General features: G+C 77.0%; 16 protein-coding genes. 5 read left to right on the top strand and 11 right to left on the bottom strand.

Translation table 11 applies throughout. The features are described 5' to 3' along the window. Positions 1-511: 511 nt before the first annotated feature. The gene (locus ACF053_RS03345) at positions 512-1,708 is read right to left on the bottom strand and encodes a hypothetical protein (protein WP_391952236.1); all 1,197 of its coding nucleotides are present in this window, start codon (positions 1,706-1,708) and stop codon (positions 512-514) included. A 434-nt stretch (positions 1,709-2,142) separates the two neighbouring features. On the opposite strand from ACF053_RS03345, the gene ACF053_RS03340 reads away from it, so the two are divergent. Then, a complete protein-coding gene (locus tag ACF053_RS03340) occupies positions 2,143-2,796 on the top strand; it encodes a cutinase family protein (protein WP_391952235.1) in 654 nt (217 codons plus the stop codon). Between the two features lie 192 nt (positions 2,797-2,988). Here ACF053_RS03340 and ACF053_RS03335 read toward each other — a convergent pair whose 3' ends face one another. From ACF053_RS03335 to ACF053_RS03300, 8 genes are all read right to left on the bottom strand, one after another. Then, positions 2,989-4,188: a BTAD domain-containing putative transcriptional regulator gene (locus ACF053_RS03335; protein ID WP_391952234.1), complete on the bottom strand. Its 1,200-nt coding sequence runs from the start codon at positions 4,186-4,188 to the stop codon at positions 2,989-2,991. A gap of 528 nt (positions 4,189-4,716) precedes the next feature. After that, the gene (locus ACF053_RS03330) at positions 4,717-10,143 is read right to left on the bottom strand and encodes a NaeI family type II restriction endonuclease (protein WP_391952233.1); all 5,427 of its coding nucleotides are present in this window, start codon (positions 10,141-10,143) and stop codon (positions 4,717-4,719) included. Then, on the bottom strand, positions 10,136-11,071 hold the full coding sequence (locus ACF053_RS03325) for an AAA family ATPase (protein WP_391952232.1): 936 nt from the start codon (positions 11,069-11,071) through the stop codon (positions 10,136-10,138). Before ACF053_RS03325 ends, ACF053_RS03330 begins: the two co-directional genes overlap by 8 nt. Continuing rightward, positions 11,068-13,131, bottom strand: coding sequence for a vWA-MoxR associated conflict system protein (locus ACF053_RS03320; protein ID WP_391952231.1), 2,064 nt, complete (start codon positions 13,129-13,131; stop codon positions 11,068-11,070). The genes ACF053_RS03325 and ACF053_RS03320 overlap by 4 nt, the downstream gene beginning before the upstream one ends. Further along, entirely contained in the window at positions 13,128-14,105 is a 978-nt protein-coding gene (locus ACF053_RS03315) for an alpha/beta hydrolase (RefSeq protein WP_391952230.1), read from the bottom strand. The genes ACF053_RS03320 and ACF053_RS03315 overlap by 4 nt, the downstream gene beginning before the upstream one ends. Before the next feature lie 295 nt (positions 14,106-14,400). Next, entirely contained in the window at positions 14,401-15,435 is a 1,035-nt protein-coding gene (locus ACF053_RS03310) for a 2-dehydropantoate 2-reductase (RefSeq protein ID WP_391952229.1), read from the bottom strand. Positions 15,436-15,484: 49 nt separating this feature from the next. After that, positions 15,485-15,760 (bottom strand): hypothetical protein, encoded by a 276-nt coding sequence (locus tag ACF053_RS03305; RefSeq protein ID WP_391952228.1) that lies wholly within the window; start codon positions 15,758-15,760, stop codon positions 15,485-15,487. Positions 15,761-15,832: 72 nt separating this feature from the next. Then, on the bottom strand, positions 15,833-16,153 hold the full coding sequence (locus tag ACF053_RS03300; RefSeq protein ID WP_391952227.1) for a CU044_2847 family protein: 321 nt from the start codon (positions 16,151-16,153) through the stop codon (positions 15,833-15,835). A gap of 235 nt (positions 16,154-16,388) precedes the next feature. Here ACF053_RS03300 and ACF053_RS03295 point away from each other — a divergent pair, with 235 nt between their 5' ends. Continuing rightward, positions 16,389-17,345 carry a CAP domain-containing protein gene (locus ACF053_RS03295; protein ID WP_391952226.1) on the top strand — a complete coding sequence of 319 codons (957 nt, stop codon included), beginning with the start codon at positions 16,389-16,391 and terminating at the stop codon, positions 17,343-17,345. Between the two features lie 149 nt (positions 17,346-17,494). Here the strand turns inward: ACF053_RS03295 and ACF053_RS03290 are convergent, their stop codons facing one another. Then, positions 17,495-19,123: a sigma-70 family RNA polymerase sigma factor gene (locus ACF053_RS03290; RefSeq protein WP_391952225.1), complete on the bottom strand. Its 1,629-nt coding sequence runs from the start codon at positions 19,121-19,123 to the stop codon at positions 17,495-17,497. A 224-nt stretch (positions 19,124-19,347) separates the two neighbouring features. Here ACF053_RS03290 and ACF053_RS03285 point away from each other — a divergent pair, with 224 nt between their 5' ends. Next, on the top strand, positions 19,348-20,019 hold the full coding sequence (locus ACF053_RS03285; RefSeq protein WP_391952224.1) for an SGNH/GDSL hydrolase family protein: 672 nt from the start codon (positions 19,348-19,350) through the stop codon (positions 20,017-20,019). On the opposite strand, the gene ACF053_RS03280 is transcribed toward ACF053_RS03285, so the two are convergent. Beyond that, on the bottom strand, positions 19,985-20,749 hold the full coding sequence (locus ACF053_RS03280; protein WP_391952223.1) for a peptidoglycan recognition protein family protein: 765 nt from the start codon (positions 20,747-20,749) through the stop codon (positions 19,985-19,987). The two genes, ACF053_RS03285 and ACF053_RS03280, sit on opposite strands and share 35 nt — an antisense overlap. A 221-nt stretch (positions 20,750-20,970) precedes the next feature. Between ACF053_RS03280 and ACF053_RS03275 the strand changes: the two genes are divergently transcribed. Together ACF053_RS03275 and ACF053_RS03270 are read left to right on the top strand one after the other, a co-directional pair. After that, positions 20,971-22,422 carry a WGR domain-containing protein gene (locus ACF053_RS03275; RefSeq protein WP_391952222.1) on the top strand — a complete coding sequence of 484 codons (1,452 nt, stop codon included), beginning with the start codon at positions 20,971-20,973 and terminating at the stop codon, positions 22,420-22,422. Next, complete coding sequence (locus ACF053_RS03270; protein WP_391952221.1) at positions 22,419-22,913, top strand: hypothetical protein; 495 nt, start codon at positions 22,419-22,421, stop codon at positions 22,911-22,913. The genes ACF053_RS03275 and ACF053_RS03270 overlap by 4 nt, the downstream gene beginning before the upstream one ends. Positions 22,914-23,110 lie beyond the last annotated feature (197 nt).

Genomic DNA, 23,110 nt, shown 5'->3' with positions numbered 1-23,110 from the left:
TCGGTGGTCCGGACCACCGACGCCGGCGGCGCGTGCGGTCCCGGGGTCGCGCGCGGTGGGAGCGTTCGGCGCCGGAGGGCCCGGTCGGCCCTCGCCCGCCGGGCCCGAGGCCACCGCGTTCGGTGGTGGGAGCCCGGCGATTCGGCCCCTCTCCCGCGCCCCGCCGTGGCCGTGCGGTGCCGTTGGCCGCAGCCGAGGTGAGCGGGGCGGTCCGCTGGTCCCGGGCGGCCGGGGCGCTGAATCCGCCCCCCGACGGGGGCGGGCGCCTCGTCGCGCGCCCCCGCGAGGTGGGGAACGTCACCGTGTGGCGGGCGGTGGAACGGCGGTTCGGACGGTGCGGTGGCCCGGTGGAACCGCTGCTCCCCCCGTTCACGTGGCGAGATCCGCACTCCGCCGCCGACGCGGCGGTGCGTCCGCCGGACGACGTGGGTCGTAACGGTGGCGGGGGCGGTGGATGTGGCACTGGCGGGTGGGGTCGGTGGCGGGTGGCCGGGCGGGCGGTGGGGGTGGGTCAGCCGAGGATGGGCCCGGCGGTCTCGTTGAGCCAGGTCCAGTCCGACCACGTGGCGGGCCCGGTCTGCCGCGTGCGGAGGATGCCGGTACCCCCCGCGCCGAAGACCTCGATCCGGCCGTCGGCGTGGGTGGCCGCGGCGACTTCGCTGCCCCCGGGACCGAAGGCGGTCCAGCCGCCGTAAGGGGCGTTGGGGGAGGTCTGCCCGGTGCGGGCGGTGGTGTCGCCGTTCATGGCGAAGACCTCGATCCGGCCGTCGGGGGTGCGGTCACTGGTGAGCTGGGCGTCGGCGGGACCACCGGTCCGCTCCCACCCCGACCAACCGGCGGGCCCGGTCTGGTACTTGTGGAACACTCCCTCCGGGCCGGACGCGAAGACCTCGAGGCGGCCATCGGCGTTGTGATCCGCGGTCAGATCGTGGCCGCCGCCTCCGAAGGAGGCGTCCCACCCGGACCAGCCGCCGTTGGGCGCCGTCTGGTAGCGGTGCTGGAACGTGGAGCCGTTGAGGGCGAACACCTCCAGGCGGCCGTCCGGTGACTTCTCCATCTCGACACGGCTGTCCGCCGGACCTCCGCCGGTGGACTCCCAGTCGGACCAGCGGCCGTTGGGGGCCAGTTGGTACCGGTGCAGGATCCCGGCCGGCCCGGAGGCGTACACCTCGATGCGCCCGTCGGCATTCACTCCGGCCGCGGTGTCGCGGCCGCCGCCTCCGAAGGGCGACCAGTTCGACCAGCCGCCCGAGGGGGAGAGCTGCCAGCGGTGCCGGAAGACGTTCCCGTTGAGGGCGAACAACTCCAGGCGGCCGTCCGCGTTCCGTGCGAGGGCGAGCTGGGCGTCGCCCGGTCCGGCGAGCGGCTCCCACGCCGACCAGTCGCCGTTCACCTCCCGCTGCCACGCGTGGTGCACGCCGTCCGGGCCGGAGGCGAACACCTCCAGGCGGCCGTCCGCGGACCGCGCCGAGACCACGCGGCCCGACTCCGCGGGGTGCTCCTCGGGGCCGACGCCGTTGTGGCCGCCGGGGGAGCGTGGGGAGGCGAGCCCGGCGGCCGGGTCCGCCGCGGTGGGCCCGGCCGCGGCCCGGGGCGTGGGGGAGGCGGTCGGAGCGACGGTCCGGGCCGTGGCCGAAGGCGCGGCCGGCAGCGCCGACAGGAGGGCGGCCGTCGCCGCGACGGCACCGATCACTGCGCGTCGGGACAATCCGGGCGATCCGGGAAGCATCAGGCGCTCCTCCCCCTGGCGATCTCGGGGTGTGTGGGACGGGCGTGCGGGACGGGGGCACCGGTCTGGCCGTGCGCGGCCGGCCGATGGCGCCGTCGCCGGTTCGGGCCGTGCGGTCGGGCGGTGTGGAAGGTAGCAGCGGCGCGGGGGCCGGGGGCACCCGGAACGTTACGGACTGACAGACACGAGCGCGTCTGCCAGTGCCATCCCGGCCGCCGTGGCCCTGCCCCGCACCGCGGGTTTCATCGGGATGTCATCGACCGCTGTCACGGTCATCCGGTGACCTCGGCCGACCGCCGCGCCGCACCGGAATGCGGGCGGGCGGCCGGCTGTACGGACCGGGTCACACCGACCGGCCGCGCGGGTCCATCGCACGGGCCGGGCGGGCCGACCACACACATGGGGAGAATCGCATGCGACGCAAAGGGATGGCGGCGGCGTCAGCCGGTGTTCTGCTGGCAGCCGGGCTCTCGGTGACGCAGGGGTCCGCGGCGTACGCGGCGGCTCCGTGCCAGGGCACCTACACGATCGTCGTCGGTGGTACGGGCAGCTCGTGGAACAACGACGGCTTCTACGGCAACATCCAGCAGCACGTCGGGTACCCCACCCAGATCCCCAACGGCGCGAGCGCCCGGGCCGGTGTCAACGAGCTGAACCGCCTGGTCCGCGACCAGCGCGCCGCCTGCCCGAACCAGCACGTCAAGATGGGCGGTTACTCCCTGGGCGCGGCGGTGGTGCACATCTGGGTCACCGAGAACTGGCAGACATTCGGAAACGTCAACGCCATCCTCATCGCGGACCCCAAGCGCCAGGGCCCTCCCGGCGCCAACGGCGGGTCCGTGCCGTTCGGCGGGATCGTCGGCGCCCCGCTCGCCGGCGCCGACCGGTTCTTCGGCAACGTGCCGGTCAAGACGATCTGCCACTGGGACTACGTCTGCGACGAGTCGGCGGGCATCTGGACCTACCCGAACAACCACGTCAAGAACTACCCCCACGACTTCAACATGGATCACCACAACGACACCGCCAACGAGCAGTGGTACAACGGCGTCTGGTACCCGGCGTAGCCGCGGGAGCACCCTCCGCGCGAAGCGCCGCCGGGGCGGAGCACCGTCCGCGCGGAGGGCCGTCCGCGCGGGGGCCGTCGGCCGGGGGCGCGGGCGCGCCCCCGCCGCCTGTCAGGGGCCGGGACGGACCGGCCGCCGGCAGGCGGTGTGGTGACGTGTCCCCGTGCCGCGCGGGGTGCACGGGGGCACGGGTCATCGGCGTTCCGTCGGGCGGCCGCGCCGCGCCCGCGTCCGCCCGGCCGACGGGGGCGGGGCGAGGCCGAGGCCGGCTTCGTCCCCGCGCAGGATCATCTGGTACGTCCGCCGCAGCAGCCGGCTCGGAGGCACCCCCAGGTCATCGGCGAGGCGGCGGCGGGAGCGGTCGAAGACGGCCAACGCGTCGGCCTGCCGACCGGTGCGGTACAGCGCGCGCATGAGCATCGCGGCGAGCGGCTCGTCCAGGGGGTGTGCGGCGGCCAGGGCGAGCAGCTCGGCGATCGCCTCCGCGTCCTGGCCCAGCCGCAGTTGCCACTGCGCCTTCCGCTGCACGATCGCGATCCGGCGTTCGGCCAGCCGCAGCCGCTCCAGTTCGGCGAGCGGCCCCGGCAGCCCCGCCAGCGGCTCCCCGCGGAACAGGTCCAGTGCCCGGTGGCACAGGCGTACCACCTCCGGCCCCTCACCCGCCCGATCCGCCGCCGCGCTCTCGGCGACCAGCTCCTCCATACGTGTCGCGTCCACGTCGACCGCGCCGGGGGGCAGCCGGTACCCGCGCCAGGCGTGCTCGATGACCGCGTCCGCGACGTCCTCGAGGCGCAGGGCCTTGCGCAACCGGTAGATGTACACCGGCACGACATTCGCGACCGGCGGCTCCGTCCCCCACACGTCGTCGAGGAGCTCCTGCCGGCTGCGGATCTGCCCCGCGCGCAGCGCCAGCGCCGCCAGGACGGCCTGCTGGCGCGGGTGCCCCAGGTCCAAGGGGCGTCCGTCCCGCCAGGCCCGCAGCGGCCCGAGCACGGATATCCGCAGCCTTGGTCCGGCCGCCCGGTCGGAGCCCACGTGGCCGGAGCCCACCCGATTGGCGTCCGCCCGTGGCGCCGTGCCCGGCGGCTGCGCGCGAGGGCCGCCCCCGGGGGCGACGAGGCCGCAGTCGAAGGCGTGGACGATGGCCGCCGCCCGGTCGCGCAGGTCGAGCTTCACCAGGACCCGCGCGAGGTGCTCGGCCACGGCCTCCTCCGAGAGCGCGAGGGCGGCCGCGATCTCGTCGTCCCGCAGCCCGCAGCCGACCGCGGAGAGCACCGAAGCCTCCCGGCGCCCGAGCATGTCGACGGTGGCGGTGGCGGTGGCGGTGGCGGTGGCGGTGGTCGGGCGGTCGGCGTCGGCGGTCGGGCGGACGGTGGCGGCGGTCGTCGGCATCGCTGCTCCCGGGGCTGGTCGGTGTGGCGGGCGCCGTCGAAACGTAGTGGCCGGACCGTCAGGCAGGACATCCGGAACGATCCGGAGTGACACGCCCGCCCGGGCCTCCTTCCTCGGGGGCAGCATGTTGCCCGGGGGGTTGTCGGTGAAGTCCCACAGAGCCTCGGTGGTCGGCACGGTCGGACGGTGCGAGAGAACGCAGACCAGGCGCCGGCGTGATCGAAAGGAGATCGCCCGGATCTCATGCGTTCTCCACATGTCGGCAGGCCGGATTGGCGGACATGACGGAGGTGCTCGTGACGGGCGTGGGGGCCATGACCCCCGTCGTGGGGGCGCCCCCGGCCGCGGTGGACACAACGTCACTCTGGCCGTCACCCGCTGACGGGGCCTCGGTGGACCGGGGCCCCGGGCCCGGGGGGCGGATCGGGATGGGCGGACGGGGCCCGGGGCGGACCGGGCCCGGGAGGCCCGGGGCGGGCCGGCGTCGATCGCCGTTCGCCGTACGGCTCCGGGCCGGTCCGCCCCGGGTCAGCGGGGACGGCGGGGGCTCGGGAGTTCCTGGGGGAGGGGCTCCACCGGGTCACCCGGCCCGGCCACCACCCACGCCACGCCCCCCGCCACGACCGACGGGCCGGTGTGGTGCGGGCGCCGCCGGGTGAGGCGGACGCTCAGATAGGCGTGCGGGTCCGGTACCGGCAACCGCAGTACGGCGGCCAGCTCCCGGCCCCGGCGGTTGCCCCCCAGGACCAGGACCCCCTCGTCGCGCAGCACGGCCGCCGCCTCCCGTACCCGCCGCGCGCTGTCGTGCCGTCGGGTCACCGCACGCAGCGCCGCGTCCGGTACGGGCCGCTCCCGCACCCGACGGAACAGCTCCGCCGTCCGCTCCGTGGCGGAGGGGGCCGCCAGCACCGCCCTGCGGTCGGCGTCGGCCATGCGGAGCAGCACGTTCTCCGGGAGCGTCGCGCCGCGGTGCAACCACAGGACCGCCAGCCGGGCCTGCGGGGTGAGCGGTGAGGGCGCGCCGCGGTGGACCGGGGCGACCGTCATACCGGGCCGTATCCGCAGGAGGCCGGCCGACCAGCGGGCACGTCCGTCGTCGGCCCGCACCACCAGGAAGACGCCACCGTGGTCCGCCTCCCGGAACGACCAGTTCGGCTCGTCGAGCGACAGCCTCAGCCGGAAGGGCGTCGCCGCGGGGAAGGCACGGCGCAGCTCCCGTTCCATCAGGGACCTGATGCGCGCCCGCTCCTCGGCGTCGAGTTCCGCGAGGTCGAACCGCCCGGTCGTCTCCGGCTCCAACCCCGTGTCCAGGCAATCCCGCACGATCGCCGCGAGCCGGGCGCCGTCCGGGTCCAGGTCGTTGAAGACCCGGGCCAGCATGAGGAGTTCCGCGTCGTACGCCGACAGGTCGATGCGCGGGGTGAGGATGACGCACATCGCCTCGCCCGTCGCGCCGGTGACCTCGCGCGGCACGAACCGGCCGGCCACGAGGCCGTCGGCGGGGCGGGCCCCGGGGGCGTCGACGGGCCACACCCCCCGTCCGTCGGCGGGGGGTGCCCCTCCGTCTCGGGCCTGCGTTTCGCGCGCCTCGGCGGACCGTTCCTCCCGGGTCCCGGCCGGCCGGGTGGTGAGCCGGCCGAACACCTCGGGGGAGATGCAGAAGGTCGGGTGGAAGGGGAAGTTGTCCGAGACCCTGCGGAACTCGGCCGACCGGAGCATCGCCAGGGTCAGCCGGACGTCGATCTCCGACGGCGTCCCGCCCTCGGACGCGTCCGTGGAGGCCCTGTGCACGGCCAGCCTCGCCGCCGGGCGTTCCCCGTCCGCCTCCAACCGCGCGGGCAGCCGGTCGGCCAGCGCGCGCGTCAACTGGTCGAGCGGGACGTCCGGGTCCACGTACAGCAGGCAGGCGTCCCGGTCGGCCTCCCAGCGGCGCCGGTGCCGCGGCATGAGGACGCCGGTCTCCTCCAGGGCCTCGACGACCGGCGTCAGGATCCGCAGCTTCTCGACCTCGTCGCCGCCCTCCGCGGCCACGGCCACCACGGTCCACGTGGTGCGGCCCTCGGCGCCCCGGCCCGCCCGCGCCTCCGCGACGAGCCGGGCGGCCTCGGCCCGGTCGGGGGTGTCGCCCGCCCCGTCCAGGAGGGTGAGGGCCTCGCGCGCGGCAGCCCCGGCCTCGGGCGCGCGCCCGAGCGCCAGCAGGGCGCGGGCGACCCGCGTGAGCAGCCGGCCCTCCTCGGCCGGCGGTGCGCCGCGCGTGCGCAGCACGTCCCGCAGCCGGCGCTGGGCGGCGAGGGCCTCCTCGTACCTGCCGGCCCTGTCGAGCGCCTGCTCCAGGCAGACCAGTGCCTCCTCGGTCAACGGATGCGGGCCCGGTTCGGGGAAGCAGACGAGGGCCTCCCGCGCCAGCCCGGCCGCCTTGCTCGTCCAGCCCAGCCTGGTGAGCACCCGGGCCAGTGCCAGGCACCCCACGGCGAGCGCGAACCGGTCGTCGTCGGCCCGGGCAGCGGTGACGGCCTCCTCCAGGAGCTCCATCGCCTCCTTCTCCGCGGCCCGTCCGGCCGCCAGGCTGCCGGCGAGCCAGGCCGCCGCCGCGCGCGTGGCCGGGTCGTCCCGTCCGGCGCGCGGCCCGAGCCCCTCGAGGGCGCGCGCGGCGCGGAGGGGGCGGCCCGCGGCGTGGTGCGCGAGGGCGAGCGCGAGCCCGGCGCGGTCGTGGGCGGTGCGGTCCACGGCGGCCGCCGTGCGCATGAGGGACTGGGCGGCCGCCTCGTACCGGGAGCGGTACGGGGTGGCCGCGCCGACGTCCTGGAGGAGGAGCAGCAGGTCCGCGAGGCAGCGCGGGTCGGGTGACGCGTGGCCGTCGGCCGTCTCGACGGGGTCGGCCGCCGCCAGGGCGTTGGACACCCACACGTCGTACGCCTCCCGGTCGATCCGCCGGGGGACCACGTCGAGCCGCTCGGGCAGGGTGGAGCCGGGCCGCCGCTCCTCGTACAGGGCGGCCGCGGCGGCCAGGTGGCGGCGCAGCAGACGGGTGGCGGCCTCCTCGGCCTCCGGTTCCGGCCCGAGCCCGGACGTGCGCCGCACATGGTGGTGCACCACCTGCGGCATCCGGTACGCCCCCGGAGCCGGACGCTCCAGCAGCCCTTCCGCCACCAGTCGGCTGAGCGTCGCGTCAGGTCCCTGGGGGCCTTCCAGGAGGGCGGACGCCTCGTCGATGGTGAAGACCCCGGTCTCCGCGCGGGCGAGCAGGCGCAGGGCCGCCGACGCGTCGGCGGTCAGGTGCCCGAGCCGCAGGCGCAGGACTGCGTCCAGCTCCTCCGCCGGTGGCGCGAGCGTTCCGGTGGGCCTGGCCGCGCGGAGCAGGCGGGCGAGTTCCGCCGGTGGCGGGGCCGACCCCGACGCGATCCACGAGCCGACGACGCGGAGCGCCGCCGGCCACCACGACCGGCCTTCGGTCAGCTCGCGGGGCGGCCCACCGCCCTGCCTGCCCCCCACTCCGCCGGCCGCCGACGTCCCCGCCGCTCCGGCGAAGGCGGTGAGCAGCGCGTGGGCCTCCGCGTCGCGCAGGGGGGTGAGCTGGACGCCGGGCAGCGGCTGCGCCGCCCGGGTCGTGACGATCACCGAGCATCCGGGCTCGGTCGGGAGCAGCGCGCGGATCCGGTCGGGGTCGGGGGCGTCGTCGAGGACGAGGAGGATCCGCCGGCCCGCGAGGGCGGACGCCAGCGCCGCCGCCAGTTCCCCGGTGGTGTGCGGGCCCTCTTCGGGGGGAGCGCCCAGGTCCGTCAGCAGGCGGTGCAGGGCGGCTTCCGGCGGCACGGGGTGGCTGCTCGAACCGCGCAGGTCGACGTAGTACCGCCCGTCCGGGTAGTGGGCCCGCACCCGGTGGGCCACGTGCAGGGCCAGCGCCGTCCGGCCGGCGCCCGGAGCGCCCACGAGCGCGGTCACCCAGTGGACCCGGCCGTTCGGCGTGCTGAGCTGCTCGACGAGGTACCGGACGTTCTCCGCGCGGCCGACGAAGGGCGAGGGGCCGGGTGGCAGCGACGCCCCCGCCTCCTCCGGCCCGTCGGCCGGTGCGAAGTCCCCGCCCGGCTCCGGCTCCCGCCGGGTGGGGACGGCGAGGCCGAGCAGTTCGAGCGTCTGGCGGGAGGCGTGGGCGAACGCCTCGTGCCCGGCGGGCAGTTCACGGGGCCCGGAGGCGTCGCGGGCGACCGACGGCAGCCGCGCCGGGCCGCCGCCACCCGACGCGACGTACCGGTCCAGGGCCTGATGGACGCGCCACACCTCGTGCGCGGGAAGCCGCTCGCGCAGCACCGTCCGTGCCCCGTCCGGCAGCACGAGGGTCAGGGGTCCGGCGTCCCCGGCGGGTTCCTCCAGGGTGAACAGGCCACTGGTGACCACCTCCGCCACGTCTCCGGTGGTCGCCTCGGGCACCAGCTCGCGGCGGATGACGTGCAGCAGGGGGAGGCTCAGCCGGTCGAACGGCGAGCACAGCACGGCCAGCCGTACCGCCCGCGGAGCCGCCGTCCGCAGGAACCGCTCGGCGGCCGTCCCCGGGGGCAGCGGCGTCGCCGGTGGCCGTGGCCGGCCCGGCGGACGCCCGCCGGGAGGGACGAGCACTGCCGTGCAGCCCTCGGGAGCACCGCGCATCGCCGCCCGCGACCAGCGGTCCAGCGAGTGGGGTGACAGCGAGAGCACCGGGATGGGCAGCCACGCCCCCGTGTCCCGCGCTCCGCCTCCCGGCGCGGCTTCCTGCGGCCCCGTCCTCGCCGGCTCGGGGCCGCCCGATGGCGGGGCGTCCGGGGCGAGTCCGTCCCGTGCGCCGCCGTCCCGCGCACCGCCCGTCGGGGAGCCGTCCGTCGCGGAGCCGCGCGGTGCCGAGTCGGCCGGTTCCGTGCCGGTCCGTGCGGGGCTCGTCGAGGCGTGGCCGGGCGGCGTGGAGCCGGTCGGGCTGCGGTCGGTCGCCTGCGGGACGCCGGAGAGCGGGGCGTCCGGGGCGGCGAAGGCGAGCAGCGGCGGTGGCTCGTGCGGCAGGCGGCTGCGGTGCGCGCCCGGCGCGGCGGGAGTGAACCGGACCGTGGGCAGGTTCAGCCCGCCCCTGCGCCACAGCTTCGTGGGGAGGGGGTTGAGCAGCGCCATGGGCGTCGTCGCCGCCCACTCCCGCAACAGCCGCCACACCGCCGGCGCCCGCCACGCCGGCGCCATGCAGTCCGAGACGACGACCACGAGCCTGCGGCCGTCCGCGCGGCGCAGCTGGCCCGGCACCGTGGGCCGGCCGTCCGCGTCGAACAGCAGGTCCCGCACCCGCAGCGTGCGGAAGGCTCCCAACCGGTCGAGGACGGCCGTGAAGTCGTCGAGGGTCTCCTCCCACACCCGCATGTGGGGGGAGCGGTCGACGACCAGAGCGAGGTCGAACCAGCGCTCCGGCGCGGCCGAGAAGACCGGCAGCAACTCGCCGCTGCGGGCGTAACCGTCCACCGTCGCGTCGATGTCCAGGGCGCCGCGCCGCCCCTCGGGCCACGGACGCTTCCACGGCCGCAGCGCCCGCGTCACCTCCAGGGCGCGCGGCAGCCCGGTGGCGCGCGGGGCGGCGACGGCGTGGCCGCGCAGCGGCGCGCCCGCCCCCGGCAGCCGCTCGTGCAGGCGGCGCGCCCCCACGGCGGGAGGCGCGGGCGCACGCGGCACGATCGGGTCCCGCGGCGTCGGGTGCCGCCGGGGCGGGTCCTGCGGCGGCGTGACGCCCCGCGCCACCGGCTCCGCGTCCTCCGGCACGTCCGACGGCGGCCGGTCCGGCGCCTGCGGAGCGGCGGGCCGCTCCGCCATGCGGGCGGCCAGCCACAGTGCCTCGGCCAGCGCCGTACCGTCCAGCCCCGTCCCGGTACGCGACTCCCCGCCCGCCGGGTCCAGGTCCGGGACGGCGGCGCGCACGGCCGCCAGGACCCGGGCCAGGGCGTCAGACACGGGACAGCTCGCGCAACAGCAGGTCCACGACGGCCTGCCGCCGCTCCTCGTCCGGCGCGGCGCTCCCCGCGAGCAGGTGCACGGCGTTCAGCAACTGGTCGACGGCGAGGCCCTCGCCGGCCGTCAACCGCTCGACGAACGCCCCCACCAGCTCCCCGGCCGCCTCCGAGCGCGCGGCGTCGGCCCCGAGGTGAGCGGCGACGACCCTGAGCAGCGTCTCGGGCGTGGGCATGGGCATCGTGAAGCGGATGCAGCGGCGCAGGAACGCGGCGGGGAAGTCCCGCTCGCCGTTGCTGGTCATCACGATGAAGGGGAATTCCGTGCACTGCACCCGGCCGCGCCGCACCTCGTGCAGGTCCTCGCCGCCCCACTCCCGGACGGCCACCACGTCCCTGCCGTACCTGGCCAGCTCCGGGATCTCGAACTCGCCCCGCTCCAGCACGTCCAGCAGGTCGCTGGGGAGGTCCAGGTCGCTCTTGTCGATCTCGTCGACGAGCAGTGCGCGCGGCCGGTCCGACGGCAGGAGCGCCGTGCCCAGCGGGCCCATCCGCAGGAAGGGCCCGATGTCGTCGCTCCCTCCGGGGCCCTCCAGCCGCTGCGCGTGGATCCGGCCCAGCGCGTCGTACCGGTACAGGGCGTCCGTGAGGCCGCTGCGCGAGGTGATGTGCCAGCGCAGCACCGTGCCGAGGTCCAGCTCGGCCGCGACCTGCTCGATCACGGTCGACTTACCCGAACCCGCCGGGCCCGTCACCAGCAGGGGGCGCCGCAGGACCAACGCGGCGTTCACCGCCTCCACCAGCCCCTGCGGCGGTACGAACTGCTGGTGCAGGGACCGGCGCGGGAACTCCCGCCAGGGCGGCGGCGCGGACAGCTCCACCCGCCGCTCCGGCGCCTCGCCGGTACCCGTGTAGAAGGGCTGCCAGGTCATGCGGGACTCTCCCCATCCGTCGCCGACTGTTCGAACCACCTGCAGAACTCGAGCCACTCCGGGTCGTCCCACACCGTGCGCAGCGGGGCGAGGTGCCCGCGCCCCGCCGCCGGGGTCCGATCCTGACAGCTCCACCGGTCGCGGTACGCCCGGCAGAACTCGCCCGGCAGCAGGTGCCAGGACGCGTCCAGGTAGCGCCGCGCCTCGACGGGGACGCGGTGCGCCTCGTCGTCCGGCCACAGCACGATGGGTGACGACTGCAGCAGCAGGTCCAGCAGGGCCTCCAGGTGCCGGGGCCGGTGCTCCAGCGCCACCGCGCGCGTGCGCGGCTCGCTGCGGAGGCGGGCCTGCAACTCCTGTGGCTGCCGGGTGTCGCTCTCGCCGAGCCAGTCCACGCGCCTCCCGTCGGAGGAGCTCTCGAGCGCGTCCAGCGTCCGACGGGCGCGCTCGTTGATCCACCACCGGTCCTCGGGCGGCTGGATGCGGTCGCTCCACCGCAGCACCACGTCGTACTCGGCGCCGAGCCGCATCCCGAAGTCGGTCTCCTCGGGCCGCCACTGCACCAGGAGCGGCGCGGGCGCGGCGACCTCGACCCGGCGCAGTGGGGTGTCCATGCCGGCCGCGAGCCGCGACGCCCATCGCAGCGCGGCACCCACCTGCCGCTCCACGCCCGCACGGTCCGGGGCGCACGCGAACTCCTCCCGGCCGTGGACCGTCCCGCCGTCGAGCAGCCACACCGCGAGGGACTCCGGCCACTCGTCGCCGACCGCGGCGTGCAGACTGACCACCAACCGCAGCCGCATGGCCCGCGTCCGGTCGGCGAGCCGCTCGAAGGCGTCGTTGAGGTCGATGCCCACGCCGAGGGCCGCCGCCCAGCCCCGGACGGCGGGCGTCGAGGGGTCGACGCGCGTCTCGTGCGCGAGCAGGGCGACGAAGTCGGCGAGCGGCCGGGTCCGCCGCTGGCCCGCCGTCGGCGCCCGCAGCAGCAGGTACTCGACCGCGTCGCGCAGCAGTTCCCTGCCCGACGACTCGGGCGGCGCCTCCACGGGACCGGGGCAGGCGGCGGCGAGCGTCCTGCGCAGGAGGCCGGAGGTGAGCGGCGCCCCGGGCCAGGCGTCCAGCAGGCCGACCGTCCGGACCGCGGCGGCCAGCCCGTCCACCACGTCGAGCGCCCATGCCCGCGCCGGGGACGACGAGGCCGCGGCCAGCCCGCGCCGCAGCGCCTCCAGGTCCTGCACCGTGGTCAACTGACCCACGGGGAGCGGTTCGTCCACGGCCTCGACGGCCCGCACCAGCTCCTCCGCGCCGACCGGCCCCAGCAGCCCGCCCGCCGGGTGCGTGCCGTGGCGGGCGTTGCGCGCGAGCCACAGCCCGGCCGGGGCGAACAGCGCGCCGTCGAACTCGGCCCGCAGGATGGCCTGCCCGGCCGTGCCGCCGTCCTCCCGGACCGCCTCGACGACGGCGTGCGGCGGCAGCGTCTCACCGGCCGCGGGGATCCCGTCCTGGAGGACCTTCACCAGAGTGCGGCTGAACCGCAGGCCGTAGGCCTCCTCGGCCGCGCCCGACCCCATGAGGAGCGACAGCCGAGTGTCGCCCTGGCGGATGCCGTTCGCGACGGACTTCAGATCCGGTACCGCGTTGCCGGCGTGACAGGTGTCCACGATGGCGATCACCCCGGCGAGGCCCTGCGTCTCCAGTACCTGCGCCAGCAGCGACCCGACGTCGACCGCCGTGACCGGCGCCTCCGCGCGGGAGTCGCTCGCCATGAAGCACAGGCCCGTCCCCGATGCCATGCCGTGGCCGAGCAGCGCGACGACCAGCACCGCGCCCGCCTCCCCGGCGGCCAGGGCGGCCGCCCGTACCGCCGCTTCGACGTCCGCACGCGCCACCGCCTCCCCGCACAGCAGCGTCGCCGCGACCGGCGGGTCCTTCTCGCAGGCGCCCACCCAGGGGGCCGTCAACGTGTCGTGCAGCGCCTCCGCCGCCGCCTCCAGTCCGTCCAGGAGGCCGAGGTCCGGGCACTGCGCCCCGATCACCAGGGCGTGGCGCGGGCCCGTCATGATCCGCCGGCGGCGGTCAGGGCCTCCATCAGCGGCCCCGCCACGGCCGCCTGCGCCAGGTACTTCGCCGCCGGGTGCACCCACGCGCCGTCCGAGTCGACCCGGGAGCTCACCGGGCGGGCCGCGGCGGCGTTCGGCAGCACGAACCGCTCCAGGTCCGGACGCGCGGCCACGATGTCGTCCCGGTCCCAGAAGTTCAGCCACCGGTCCACGCACGCCGGGGTGGCGAGGGGCTGGGGCCGGACGCGCGGCAGGACCGCCGTCCGCACCCCGAGCGGCGACCCCAGCGTGATGAGCAGCGGCACCCGGCCCCGGTGCCCGTGGAGGGTCTCCAGGGCGACGACGGTGCCCAGCGAGTGGGCGACCACGACCGTCGGACCGTCCGCGTCCAGGCTCGTCGCGACCCTGCGGCGGACCCGGGCGTCCAGCGTCACTCCGGCGTCGTCCGGCTCTCCGCGGTTGAGGTAGCGGGCCACCTGGCCCAGCATCCCGGCCGTGAGCCGGGCGCTCAACCATCCGCCGCCCGTGCGCAGTCCGGGCAGCGCCAGCAGGCTCGTCAGCGCGTTCACGACGTGCCGGCCGGGGGCTCCCGCGCCCTGCGCGCCATCCGGAGGGGCGAGCTGCACGCGGGCGTGCCGCAGCACCCTCAGCTCCGTCGGCGTCAACGCGGGGTCGGCCAACCGCTCGTCGACGACCTCCAGCAGCAGCTCCGCGACCAGTTCCTGTTCCTCGTCCTCACCCGGCCGTGCCGACCCCGCCGCCGAGCCCGTGCCCTGGGAGCCCGCCGTGCGGAACAGATCGCCGTAGTAGGCGAAGCGGGTGTCGGCGGCCCAGCCACCCGTCAGCCCGGACAGCCGGTTCCCGTGCCCGGCCGCGCGAGCCCCGTGGGCCGCGGCCCGTAACCACTCGTCCAGATCCGCGCCGGCGTCCCGGGGACCGCCGATGCCGTGGACGAACACCAGACGAGGCTTCATCGCTCCCCCTCCTCGACGTCCGTTGTTGATCGATCCTTTCGCGGACGGCCGACGACCGGCAACCCCTGTGGAAAACCCGCGCGCCGACCGGAGCGGCCCTGCCGTCGAGCCGCCGCTCCGCCGCTCCGGCGAGCCGCCGAGCCACGGTCGTGCCGTACGCGTCCGCGGGCCGCCGCGCGACCGCCCGCACCGCCCGTCGGGCCGCCGCGCGACCGCTCGCACCGCCCGTCGGGCCGCCGCGCGACCGCCCGTCGTTCCGCCCGTCGACGCGGCAGGCGCCGCGATCCCGCGGCGGCTACCCCCGCCGCGCCGCGGCCGCCACCTCGGCGTACAGCTCCGCCCCCGTCCAGCGGCGGGGCCGGCCGGCGACGGCCTCCGCCTCCGCCTCGCGCACCAGCTCGGCCAGGCGGGCGTTCACCGGCGCGCCGAGCCCGTGGCGGGCCGCGAGGGCGACGACCTCGCCCTGCAACGAGTCGATCTCCGTGGGCCGGCCGCGCTCCAGGTCCTCCCACATCGACGACCTGGCCTGGGCGTCCACCCGCAGCGACGCCGCGGCGACCCTGCGGAACACCGCGTCCGGCCACCGCAGGAGACGGGGCGTCACCGAAGCCGGCACGGGACCCAGCCGCGCCGGCACCACCCCCTCCGCCCGGAACACCGCCAGCGCCTCCTCCTGGCACAGGGCGAGACACCGGCGGTACGCGCGCGAGCCCAACTGCTCGCGCAGGGGCAGCCCGGAGAGGGCGTTCACGGCGTTGTTCAGGTTCATGAGCAGCTTGGCGTGCTGGACCCGCGGCATGTCGCCGCGTGGCTCGACCGCGAGACCCGCCCGCCGCAGCGCCGCCACCAGCGGACGCGCGGCCGTGACGTCGTCCACCATCAGCGCGCCCACCGTGCCCTGGTGGAAGGAGGCGGGGCCGGTGCGCACCACGTTGTACGGCACCATCCCGGCCAGTACGGCGGTCCCCGCCGGAAGGGCGGCCCGCAGTTCCGCGGGGTTGCGCAGCCCGTTCTGGAAGCTCACCACCACCGTGCCCGCCCGCAGGTGGGGGCCGATCGCGCGGGCGGCCTCGCGCGTCGCGCCCGACTTGACCGTGACCAGGACGTAGTCGGCGCCGGCCACGGCCGCCGGGTCGGCGGAGGTCCGCAGGCGCTCCGGCGCGATCCGTGCCTCCGGGCGGCCTCCGCCCGTCAGGAGGAGCCCCCGCTCCCGTACGGCGTCCATCGCGGACGGCCGTCCCACAAGCGTCACGCCGCAGTCGGCGGCGAGCGCCCCGCCCAGGTGGCAGCCGATGCTGCCCGCGCCGAACACGGCGATCTCCAGTGCCATGCGGACAGTGTGGACGCCGCTCCCGCGCGCGTCGAGGTCGGTGCGGCGGTCACGCGCACCGGCCCGGATCCTGTGCCGCTTCCCTCGGATCGGCCCGCCGGCCGCGGCGCACCCGTCCACCTCCGGAGCGGTCGCGCCGGGCCCGGGTCAGGCCCCGCCCGCCTCCGGAGCGGGCCGGCGTCGCGGTGCGCGCGTGGCGGAAGAGCTCCTGCCGCCCGGGTGGCGCCGCCCGGTGCTCGGCGAGCGGCAGCCCGTGCCGCACCGGCCTGCGGTGGTCGGCCATCTGCCGGTCCACGTCGTACACCCGGCCGAACTTCCACGGCATCCGGGGGAAGTCGGTCCGCCGCGCAGCAGGTTCCGGCCGAGCACGCTGACGTTCCCGTGCTGTCGCGCACGGTCAGCCGCGCCGCCAGACCAGGCGCACGGCGAAGTTCACCCCCACGGTGCCCTTCGTGACGACCACCCCGGTCTCGCCGCCCACCTTCAGGCCGAACTCCACCTCCGCCTCGTCGGGACCCATGTCGCGGAGCGCACGCGACAGGCTCGACAGGGTGGGCCCGAGCTGCTCCAAAGCCTCCTGGAACGACACCCGGGCCCGGGCGCTCAGGCCTTCGCCGGGGACGCCCTCGGTGTCCACCGGCACCAGGGCGGCGTCGGTCTCGAAGACGGCGGTACCGCCCCTGCCGTCGCCCACCTCGATCGTGATCAGCTGCGCCACGGGGTCCAGCCTCACCCGGGCGTCCGCGCCCCGCACGCCGGGGCCGCCCGTAGGGGCCACGACGGCGTCCCGCTCGGCCGTTTTCCACCGCGCCGCGCGCGGGGACGGTTTCCCCGGCGGACCGTCACGGAAGGCTGCTTCCACGGACGCGTTACGGACGTCGCTGCGCCCGATCTCCCGAGCACCGGACCGAACCGGCAGCCCGCTGCCACGAGACGGAGAGAGTGGAGTACCCGTGCAGCACCACCGAGACCCCATCGACCAGCCCGGCCGCCCCACCCGCGACCGCGAACCGGGTCACCCCGGGGCAGGGACCACCGCCCGCCACGACCGGCGCCGAGGCGCCGCCGTCCGCCGGCGCCGCGCCGGACGGCGCTGGACCTACCAGGGGGTCGGCACCATAGTCGCCGGCGCCGTCGCGGTGGCCGCCGTGATGGTGGGCACCCTCCTCCTGGACGGCACGGGAGGGGAGGGCGGCTCCCTCGCCACCCGTACGGCCGCCCCCGGCCCGACCGCCGGGGACCGCCGGACCGGCGACGACCGGACCGGCGACCATCAGACCGGCGACCGCCGGAGCGCGGTCCCCGCGCCGCGCCCGTCCGCGCCCGGCGCCGTACCGGACACCTCGCCGCCGGTGCTCCCGCAGGCCGGCCCCGCCGTCTCCGCGGCGCCCCGGACACCCGCTCCCCCCGGGGACGCCCCCGACGGGCGGCGGGCCCCCGCCGAGACGGCTGCCCCCCGTGCGGCGGCCGAGGTCACGCCCCGCCCGGGCCGCGCCCCCAGGGCGGGCACCGCATGGGGCACGGCGGCCCGCCAGGTACGCCGCGTCGTCGCCCTCACCAACGCCGAACGCGCCAAGGCCGGGTGCCCCGCGCTGCGCGCGGACCGGCGCCTCCGGAAGGCGGCGCAGAGGCACGCGGACGACATGGCGGCGCGCGACTACTACCAGCACGACACCCCGGAGGGGCGCGACGCCGGCGACCGTGTCCGGGCCGCCGGGTACCGCTGGAGCACCTGGGGGGAGAACATCCACCGCGGCCCCCGGGACCCCGTCACCGCCGTGCGGGACTGGATGAGGAGCCCTACGCACCGCGACAACATCCTGAACTGCGCGTTCCGGGACATCGGTGTCGGCGTGAACCTCGGCTCCGACGGCCCCTGGTGGGTACAGGACTTCGCCGTGGCCAAGTAGGACGGCGGGGACGGAACAAGTAGGACGGCGGGGACGGACGGGGAAAGGGGTAGGGGGCGGCGGGCCGTCGGGGGACGGAGGGGGACGGCCGTACGGGGAGCCGGACACCCCCCTCGGTGCCAGGGGCGGGATGCGGCGGGGCCGGCGGGTCAGGCCGGGTCCGCCAGGGTCTGCACCCAGACGGTGCCCTGCGGGCCGGGCACGGCGGCCACCCCCGTGTCCCGGTACCGGCAGCCGAGCATGTTCTCCTCGTGCATCGCGCCGTCCATCCAGTCGTCCACCACCACCGCCGGGTCGCGGGGGCCCCGGTGCAGGTTCTCGGCCCACGCGCCGGCGTCGTACCCCTCGCCCGCGATCCGCGCGTCCGCGTTGCGGCCCTCCGGGTCCGCGTGCGCGAAGTAACCCCTGTCGACCATGTCGCGCGCGTGGGCCCGTGCGGCGGCCGTCAGCCGGGGGTCCAGCCGCAGCGGCGCGCACCCGACTTCGGCGCGGCGGGCGTTGACCAGGTCCGTCAACCGCTGTGCCGTGCTCGATCCGGCGGGTCGTGAACGGCTCGCCGACGGAGTGGGGGAGGGGGCGCTCGGGCTGGGCGACGCGGTCGGTGAGGGGTCGCGCGGCGGCGCGGGGGAGGACGCGGGCGTCCGCGGCGCGGTCGGCCCCGTCGTGGGGGAGGCGGTCGTCGGCGGGGCCGGTACGGGAGGCTCGCTCGTCGCCGGCCAGAGCGCGGCCAGCAGCGCCCCGCCCACGGCGAGGCCGCCCACCGCGGCGGGCAGCCGCCATCGCGCCGCCCCGGCGGCCGGGCCACCGCCCGTGACGCGCCCTGGCGGGACACCTGCCCCGCCCGTTCCGCCGCCCACGGACGAGACTCCGTCCGGCACGGGCGCCCCGTCCGGCACCGGTACCGCGTCGCCCGTCGCGCCCACCGTGCCCGCCGCGTCCGGAGCGGCCCACCAAGAGGCGTGCGCCGCCTCACCGACACCCGCGCCGGCACCCCCGCCCGATACCAGCGGGTACCCCGACACGGGGACGACCAGGGCGAGTCCCGCCAGGAGACCCTCGGCCGGGACGAGACCGGCCCGGTGCACCCCGCAGGCGCGGCAGCCCCGGGCGTGCCGGGCCACGCGCTTGCGCCACACGGGCGCCGGACGCCCGTCCCAGTCCGCCGTGAGCCGTGCCAGCGCCCGGCACCGCGGCCGCGCCGCCAGGGCGCGCACCACCACCCGGCCGGTCTCCAACTGGGTCCTCATCCGCTGTACCCGCACCGCCGCGTGCCGTGCGGGTACGCCCAGCGCCTCGGCCAGCTCCGCGCGTGTGAGCTGCCCGGCGGCCTCCTGCCACCACAGGGCCAGCAGGTCCCGGTCGCCGTCGTCGAGCCACCGGGTCGCCTCGGCGACCTCACGGCGCTGCCCCGAGAGGCCGAGCCGCAGGATCGTCAGGTCCACGAAGTCCCCGGCCGGGTCGGGCCGTTCGGCGAGGCGCTCCACCGACGCGACGGGCGCCTGGCGGCCCTCGCTCCAGCGGCGCCGCACCTGGTTCATCGCGATGGCGACGAGCCAGGACCGGAACCGGGACGGCTCGCGCAGTCCGGACAGGCCGGTCAGTGCCCGGTACATGGTGTCCTGCACCACGTCGTCGACGTCCGGGTGCCCGTCCAGGGCCCGTCCGACGACGTTGTAGACCAGCGGCAGGTAGTCCGCGACGAGGCGTTCGCGCGCGCGGCCGTCACCCGCCCGTGCCGCGCTCACCAGCTCCGGTATGTGCTCGCCGTCCGTGTGCATGCCCCGCCTCGCCCGTCGTGTTCCCGTCACCCTGTCGTCGGGGGACCCGTCAGCGGGCGCGCGACAACAGAAAACAGCCGGACACTACGCACCCGGCGCGCCGGCGCGAAACTTTCGGAAGGGCGCGCCCCCGGCGCCGGTCTTGCCCACCGCTCCGCGCGGAAATAGGTTCCGGGTGAAACCATCCAGGTCAGGCCCCCAGGCCCCCGGCTTCCGGAGTCCGCATGCCCCTGCACGTCCCCGCCGGCTCGCACATCCTCTTCCAGGGCGACTCCATCACGGACGGCGGCCGCGACCGGAGCGTGGACGCGGACGTCAACGCCGCCCTCGGCCACGGCTACGTCCACCTGGTCGCCGCCCGCGCGACCGCGCGGGCGCCCGGCCACCGCTGGCGGTTCACCAACCGGGGTGTGGCCGGCGACAAGGTCGCGGAGCTGGCCGCCCGCTGGCAGACCGACGCCCTCGACCCCGCGCCCGACCTCCTGTCGGTCCTCGTCGGCGTCAACGACGCCTGGCGCGTCGTGGACGGCGAGTGCGGCGACATCGACGCGGACGGCTTCCACACGGCGTACGACGCCCTCCTCACCCGGACCCGTCAGGCGCTGCCCGACGTGCGGATCGTGCTGTGCGAGCCGTTCTCGCTGCCCAGCGGCCCCGGCTCCGACTTCGACGAGGCCCTCGCCGCGCAGGTGCTGCTGCGCCAGAAGGTGGTGGCCGAGCTGGCCGCCGCGCACCGGGTGGAACCGGTGCGCCTCCAGCCCGTGTTCGACGAGGCGGCGCGGCGCGCCCCGGCAGCGCACTGGCTCCACGACGGGGTGCACCCCACGCCCGCCGGCCACCAACTGCTCGCCGACGCGTGGATCAGCGCCGTTGCAGCCGGGCCGCCCGCGCGCTGATGTCGGGGAGCCGCGCGTACAGGGCCGCTCCCGGGCAGCCCGTCGGATAGCCGTCCGTGTGGCCACCGACGACCGGGAGCGCGGCCCTCGTGCCCTCCGGGAAGCGGGACTCGTCGCTGGTGGAGACCAGGCTGACCGTGCCGCGCGGATCGGGGCCCGCGGGGTCGAGCTTCCAGGCGACCAGCCGGGCGATGGCGTCGAGCATCGGCTCGGGCACCGGGGTGCCCTCCGGGAACGTCCCGATGGCGGCGATGCCCACCGTGCCCTCGTTGAAGCCCTTGGTGTGGGCGCCGATGACCGCCCGGTCCACCCCGCCCGCCCGGCCCTCGTAGATGGTGCCGCAGGCGTCGACGAGGAAGTTGTACCCGATGTCGTCCCAGTGCCTGCCGTGGGCGTGGCCCGCGTACAGGCCGCGCAGGGTCCCCGGCACGCTCGCGCAGTCGTAGTCGTTCGGCGTGCTGGTGTGGTGGATGACGGCGGCCCGCACCGCCGGCGCGTACCGGGCGGCGGGCGCCGTCGACACGCTCTCCGCGTGCCATGCCGTGCGCGGCACGATCGCCGGGCGCGGCGGCCGGTGGTGGGCCCCGCGCGGCGCTCCGGTGCCGGCGGGGCGCGCGGTGGTCTGCGGGGACCCCGCCGTCCGGCCGATGACGACGCTTCCGGTCGCCAGCACCGCGAGGACGGTCAGCGACGCCGTGACCCGGGCCCGGCGCGTACGCGGCAGACGCATGGTCCACGCCTCCTCCGCCCGGCCGCTCCCGCCGTGGTCTCGTCCCCGTCGACGGACGCACCGGCGACGACACCATCGTCACCGCCGGTGGGCCCGGGCGCCCGCCGGAGTGCTCCGTCCGGGAGCCGGGGCCGGGCGACTGTCAGTGGCGCGCCCTACCGTTTCGAGCAGTGGGACCCCGCGGGAAAGGCCGGGGGGACCGTCCTGGGGAGGGGTCTGCCATGTCCGCTGTGTCCACGGCGTCGACGACGTACCTGGAGCTGTCGCAGGACGGCGGCGGCGCGCACAAGTTCTACGAGGTCACCGTCGACGGGCTCGTCGTGACGGTGCGGTACGGGAGGATCGGCGCGGCCGGTCAGGTGCAGACGTCGACGTTCGCCACGGTGGAGAAGGCCAGGGCCGCCGCCGCGAAGAAGGTCGGCGAGAAGGTCCGCAAGGGGTACGAGCCGGCCGTGCGGGGCGGGCGCGCCCCCCGCTCCGTGACCCGCCGTCAGGTCGCCTCGACCCCGTCCACCGCGCGGGCGGTCGCACCGGTGCTGTGGCGGTTCCGCACGGGCTCGGCCGCGTTCGGCATCCACGTCGACGACGACCGCTGCTGGGTGGGCAACCAGGCCGGGGACGTCTACACCCTCGACCACGACGGTGGCGTCCTCGCCCGCTTCACCCTCCCCGACGGCGTGAAGTGCCTGGTGGCGGACGACTTCTGGATCTACGCCGGCTGCGACGACGGCCGTGTGTACGACCTGTCGTCGAAGCTGCCGTTCGCGGCGTACGACATCGCGGCCGACGTCGACATCTTCTGGCTGGACATCCACGAGGGCGTCCTCAACGTCTCGGACCGGGGCGGCCGGCTCACCGTCATCGACCACGAGGACGAGCACCAGTGGGCCCGCGCCGGGCGGGGCGAGCACGCCTGGATGGTCCGCGCCGACGACCGCGCCGTCTACCACGGCCACCACCGCGGCGTCACCGCCTACGCCCCGGACGGCGGCGGCGAACTGTGGCACACGCCGACCCGCGGCGGGGTCCTCTTCGGCTGGCAGGAGGACACCGAGGTGTACGCGGGGACGGCACACCGCGTGGTCCAGCGCCTGGCGAAGGACGACGGGCGGATCGAGGCGACCTACGCCTGCGACAGCGCGGTGTACTCGTGCGCGACGTCGCCCGGCGGGCGCTTCGTCTTCGCCGGCGACGGCTCGTCGTCCGTGTACTGCTTCGACCGGCACGGCACGCGCCTGTGGAAGCTGGGCACCGGCGGCGGCTCCGCCCTGTCGATGCAGTACCGCGACGAGCGGCTGTACCTGGTGACGACGGACGGCGCACTGGTGTGCGTGGACGCGAGCGAGGCCGCCATCGCGGCGGCGCAGCAGGGCACGGTCCCGGTCGCGCGGGACGTCAAGCTCGCCGCGACCCTGCCGACGTACGCCCCGGCGACCACCGCGACCTCGGTGGCGTCCGTGGCGCAGGCCCCCGCCGGCGCGGTCGTCGTGGAGTGCGTCCAGGACGGCGGGCGGGTCCGCGTGCACGTGGTGTCGGAGGGGTACGAGCCGTCGTGGAACGTCCAGTTCCCCCGCGCGATACGCGAGCCCGGCGCGCGGTACGTGGTGGACGCGCTGCACGCCGCGTCCGGCGGCTTCTACCGGGTGCGCGGCGACATCAGGAGGCTGCGGTGACCGACGCGGGCGGCGCGGGGTTCGAGGCCGCCACGGGGGACGGGCCGCCGCCGCCCGACCCGGCGCGGGACCCTGACGCGGCCCGCCGGCGCGCCACCGAGGTGCGCGTGGCGTTCGAAGGGCTGCTCCAGATACGGCGCCTGACGCACACGGGGGGCGGTGACCCGCAGGCGGTGCCGGCCGCCTGGGAGCGCAGCCGGCCGGTACGGGCGGTCGCGCTGGCCCTGGAGGCCGCCGGCACCCCGCCGTCGGCGCTCGACGCCGACGGGGCGCGCGCCGCGACGGGCTACCGGGTCGTGCCGGGGGAGCGGCCCGGTCAGGTACGGGTCGAGTGGGTGGGCCCGCCGGGCGGTGGCGCCGCGCAGGAGGAGGAGGCCGCGCTGACCGCGTGCGCGCGGAGGCTGGAGCGGCTGGGCTGGGAGGCCCTGCTCTACCGGGGGCCGCGCAGGCGCCGCCACCTGGAAGTGGAGCCGGCCGCCCCGGACACGTGACGCCGCGTCGCCTCCCTCGGCGCGTGCACCGCGTCGGCACGACCGACGGCCGCGTCACGTCCCCGGGTCCGCCCCGCCCGACCCGCTGCAGCCGCCATCGCGGGTGGCGGCGGCAGCGGGTCGGGCTGCAGCGGTACGGGGCGGCGGGCGGGCGGACGAGAGAGTGGCGCCGGGCGTGCCCGGGCGTGCAGGCGTGG

The sequence above is a fragment of the Streptomyces kanasensis genome (genome assembly GCF_043077165.1).
Lineage (GTDB): Bacteria > Actinomycetota > Actinomycetes > Streptomycetales > Streptomycetaceae > Streptomyces > Streptomyces changanensis.
The sequence above is the reverse complement of the archived record's forward strand: the minus strand, read 5'-3'. Positions and strand labels throughout refer to the sequence as shown.

Coding starts and splice junctions, on each gene's coding strand:
- ACF053_RS03340 (WP_391952235.1), top strand. CDS start 2,143: ATGCGACGCAAAGGGATGGCGGCGGCGTCAGCCGGTGTTCTGCTGGCA.
- ACF053_RS03335 (WP_391952234.1), bottom strand. CDS start 4,188: ATGCCGACGACCGCCGCCACCGTCCGCCCGACCGCCGACGCCGACCGC.
- ACF053_RS03325 (WP_391952232.1), bottom strand. CDS start 11,071: ATGACCTGGCAGCCCTTCTACACGGGTACCGGCGAGGCGCCGGAGCGG.
- ACF053_RS03320 (WP_391952231.1), bottom strand. CDS start 13,131: ATGACGGGCCCGCGCCACGCCCTGGTGATCGGGGCGCAGTGCCCGGAC.
- ACF053_RS03315 (WP_391952230.1), bottom strand. CDS start 14,105: ATGAAGCCTCGTCTGGTGTTCGTCCACGGCATCGGCGGTCCCCGGGAC.
- ACF053_RS03310 (WP_391952229.1), bottom strand. CDS start 15,435: ATGGCACTGGAGATCGCCGTGTTCGGCGCGGGCAGCATCGGCTGCCAC.
- ACF053_RS03305 (WP_391952228.1), bottom strand. CDS start 15,760: ATGCCGTGGAAGTTCGGCCGGGTGTACGACGTGGACCGGCAGATGGCC.
- ACF053_RS03290 (WP_391952225.1), bottom strand. CDS start 19,123: ATGCACACGGACGGCGAGCACATACCGGAGCTGGTGAGCGCGGCACGG.
- ACF053_RS03285 (WP_391952224.1), top strand. CDS start 19,348: ATGCCCCTGCACGTCCCCGCCGGCTCGCACATCCTCTTCCAGGGCGAC.
- ACF053_RS03280 (WP_391952223.1), bottom strand. CDS start 20,749: ATGCGTCTGCCGCGTACGCGCCGGGCCCGGGTCACGGCGTCGCTGACC.
- ACF053_RS03275 (WP_391952222.1), top strand. CDS start 20,971: ATGTCCGCTGTGTCCACGGCGTCGACGACGTACCTGGAGCTGTCGCAG.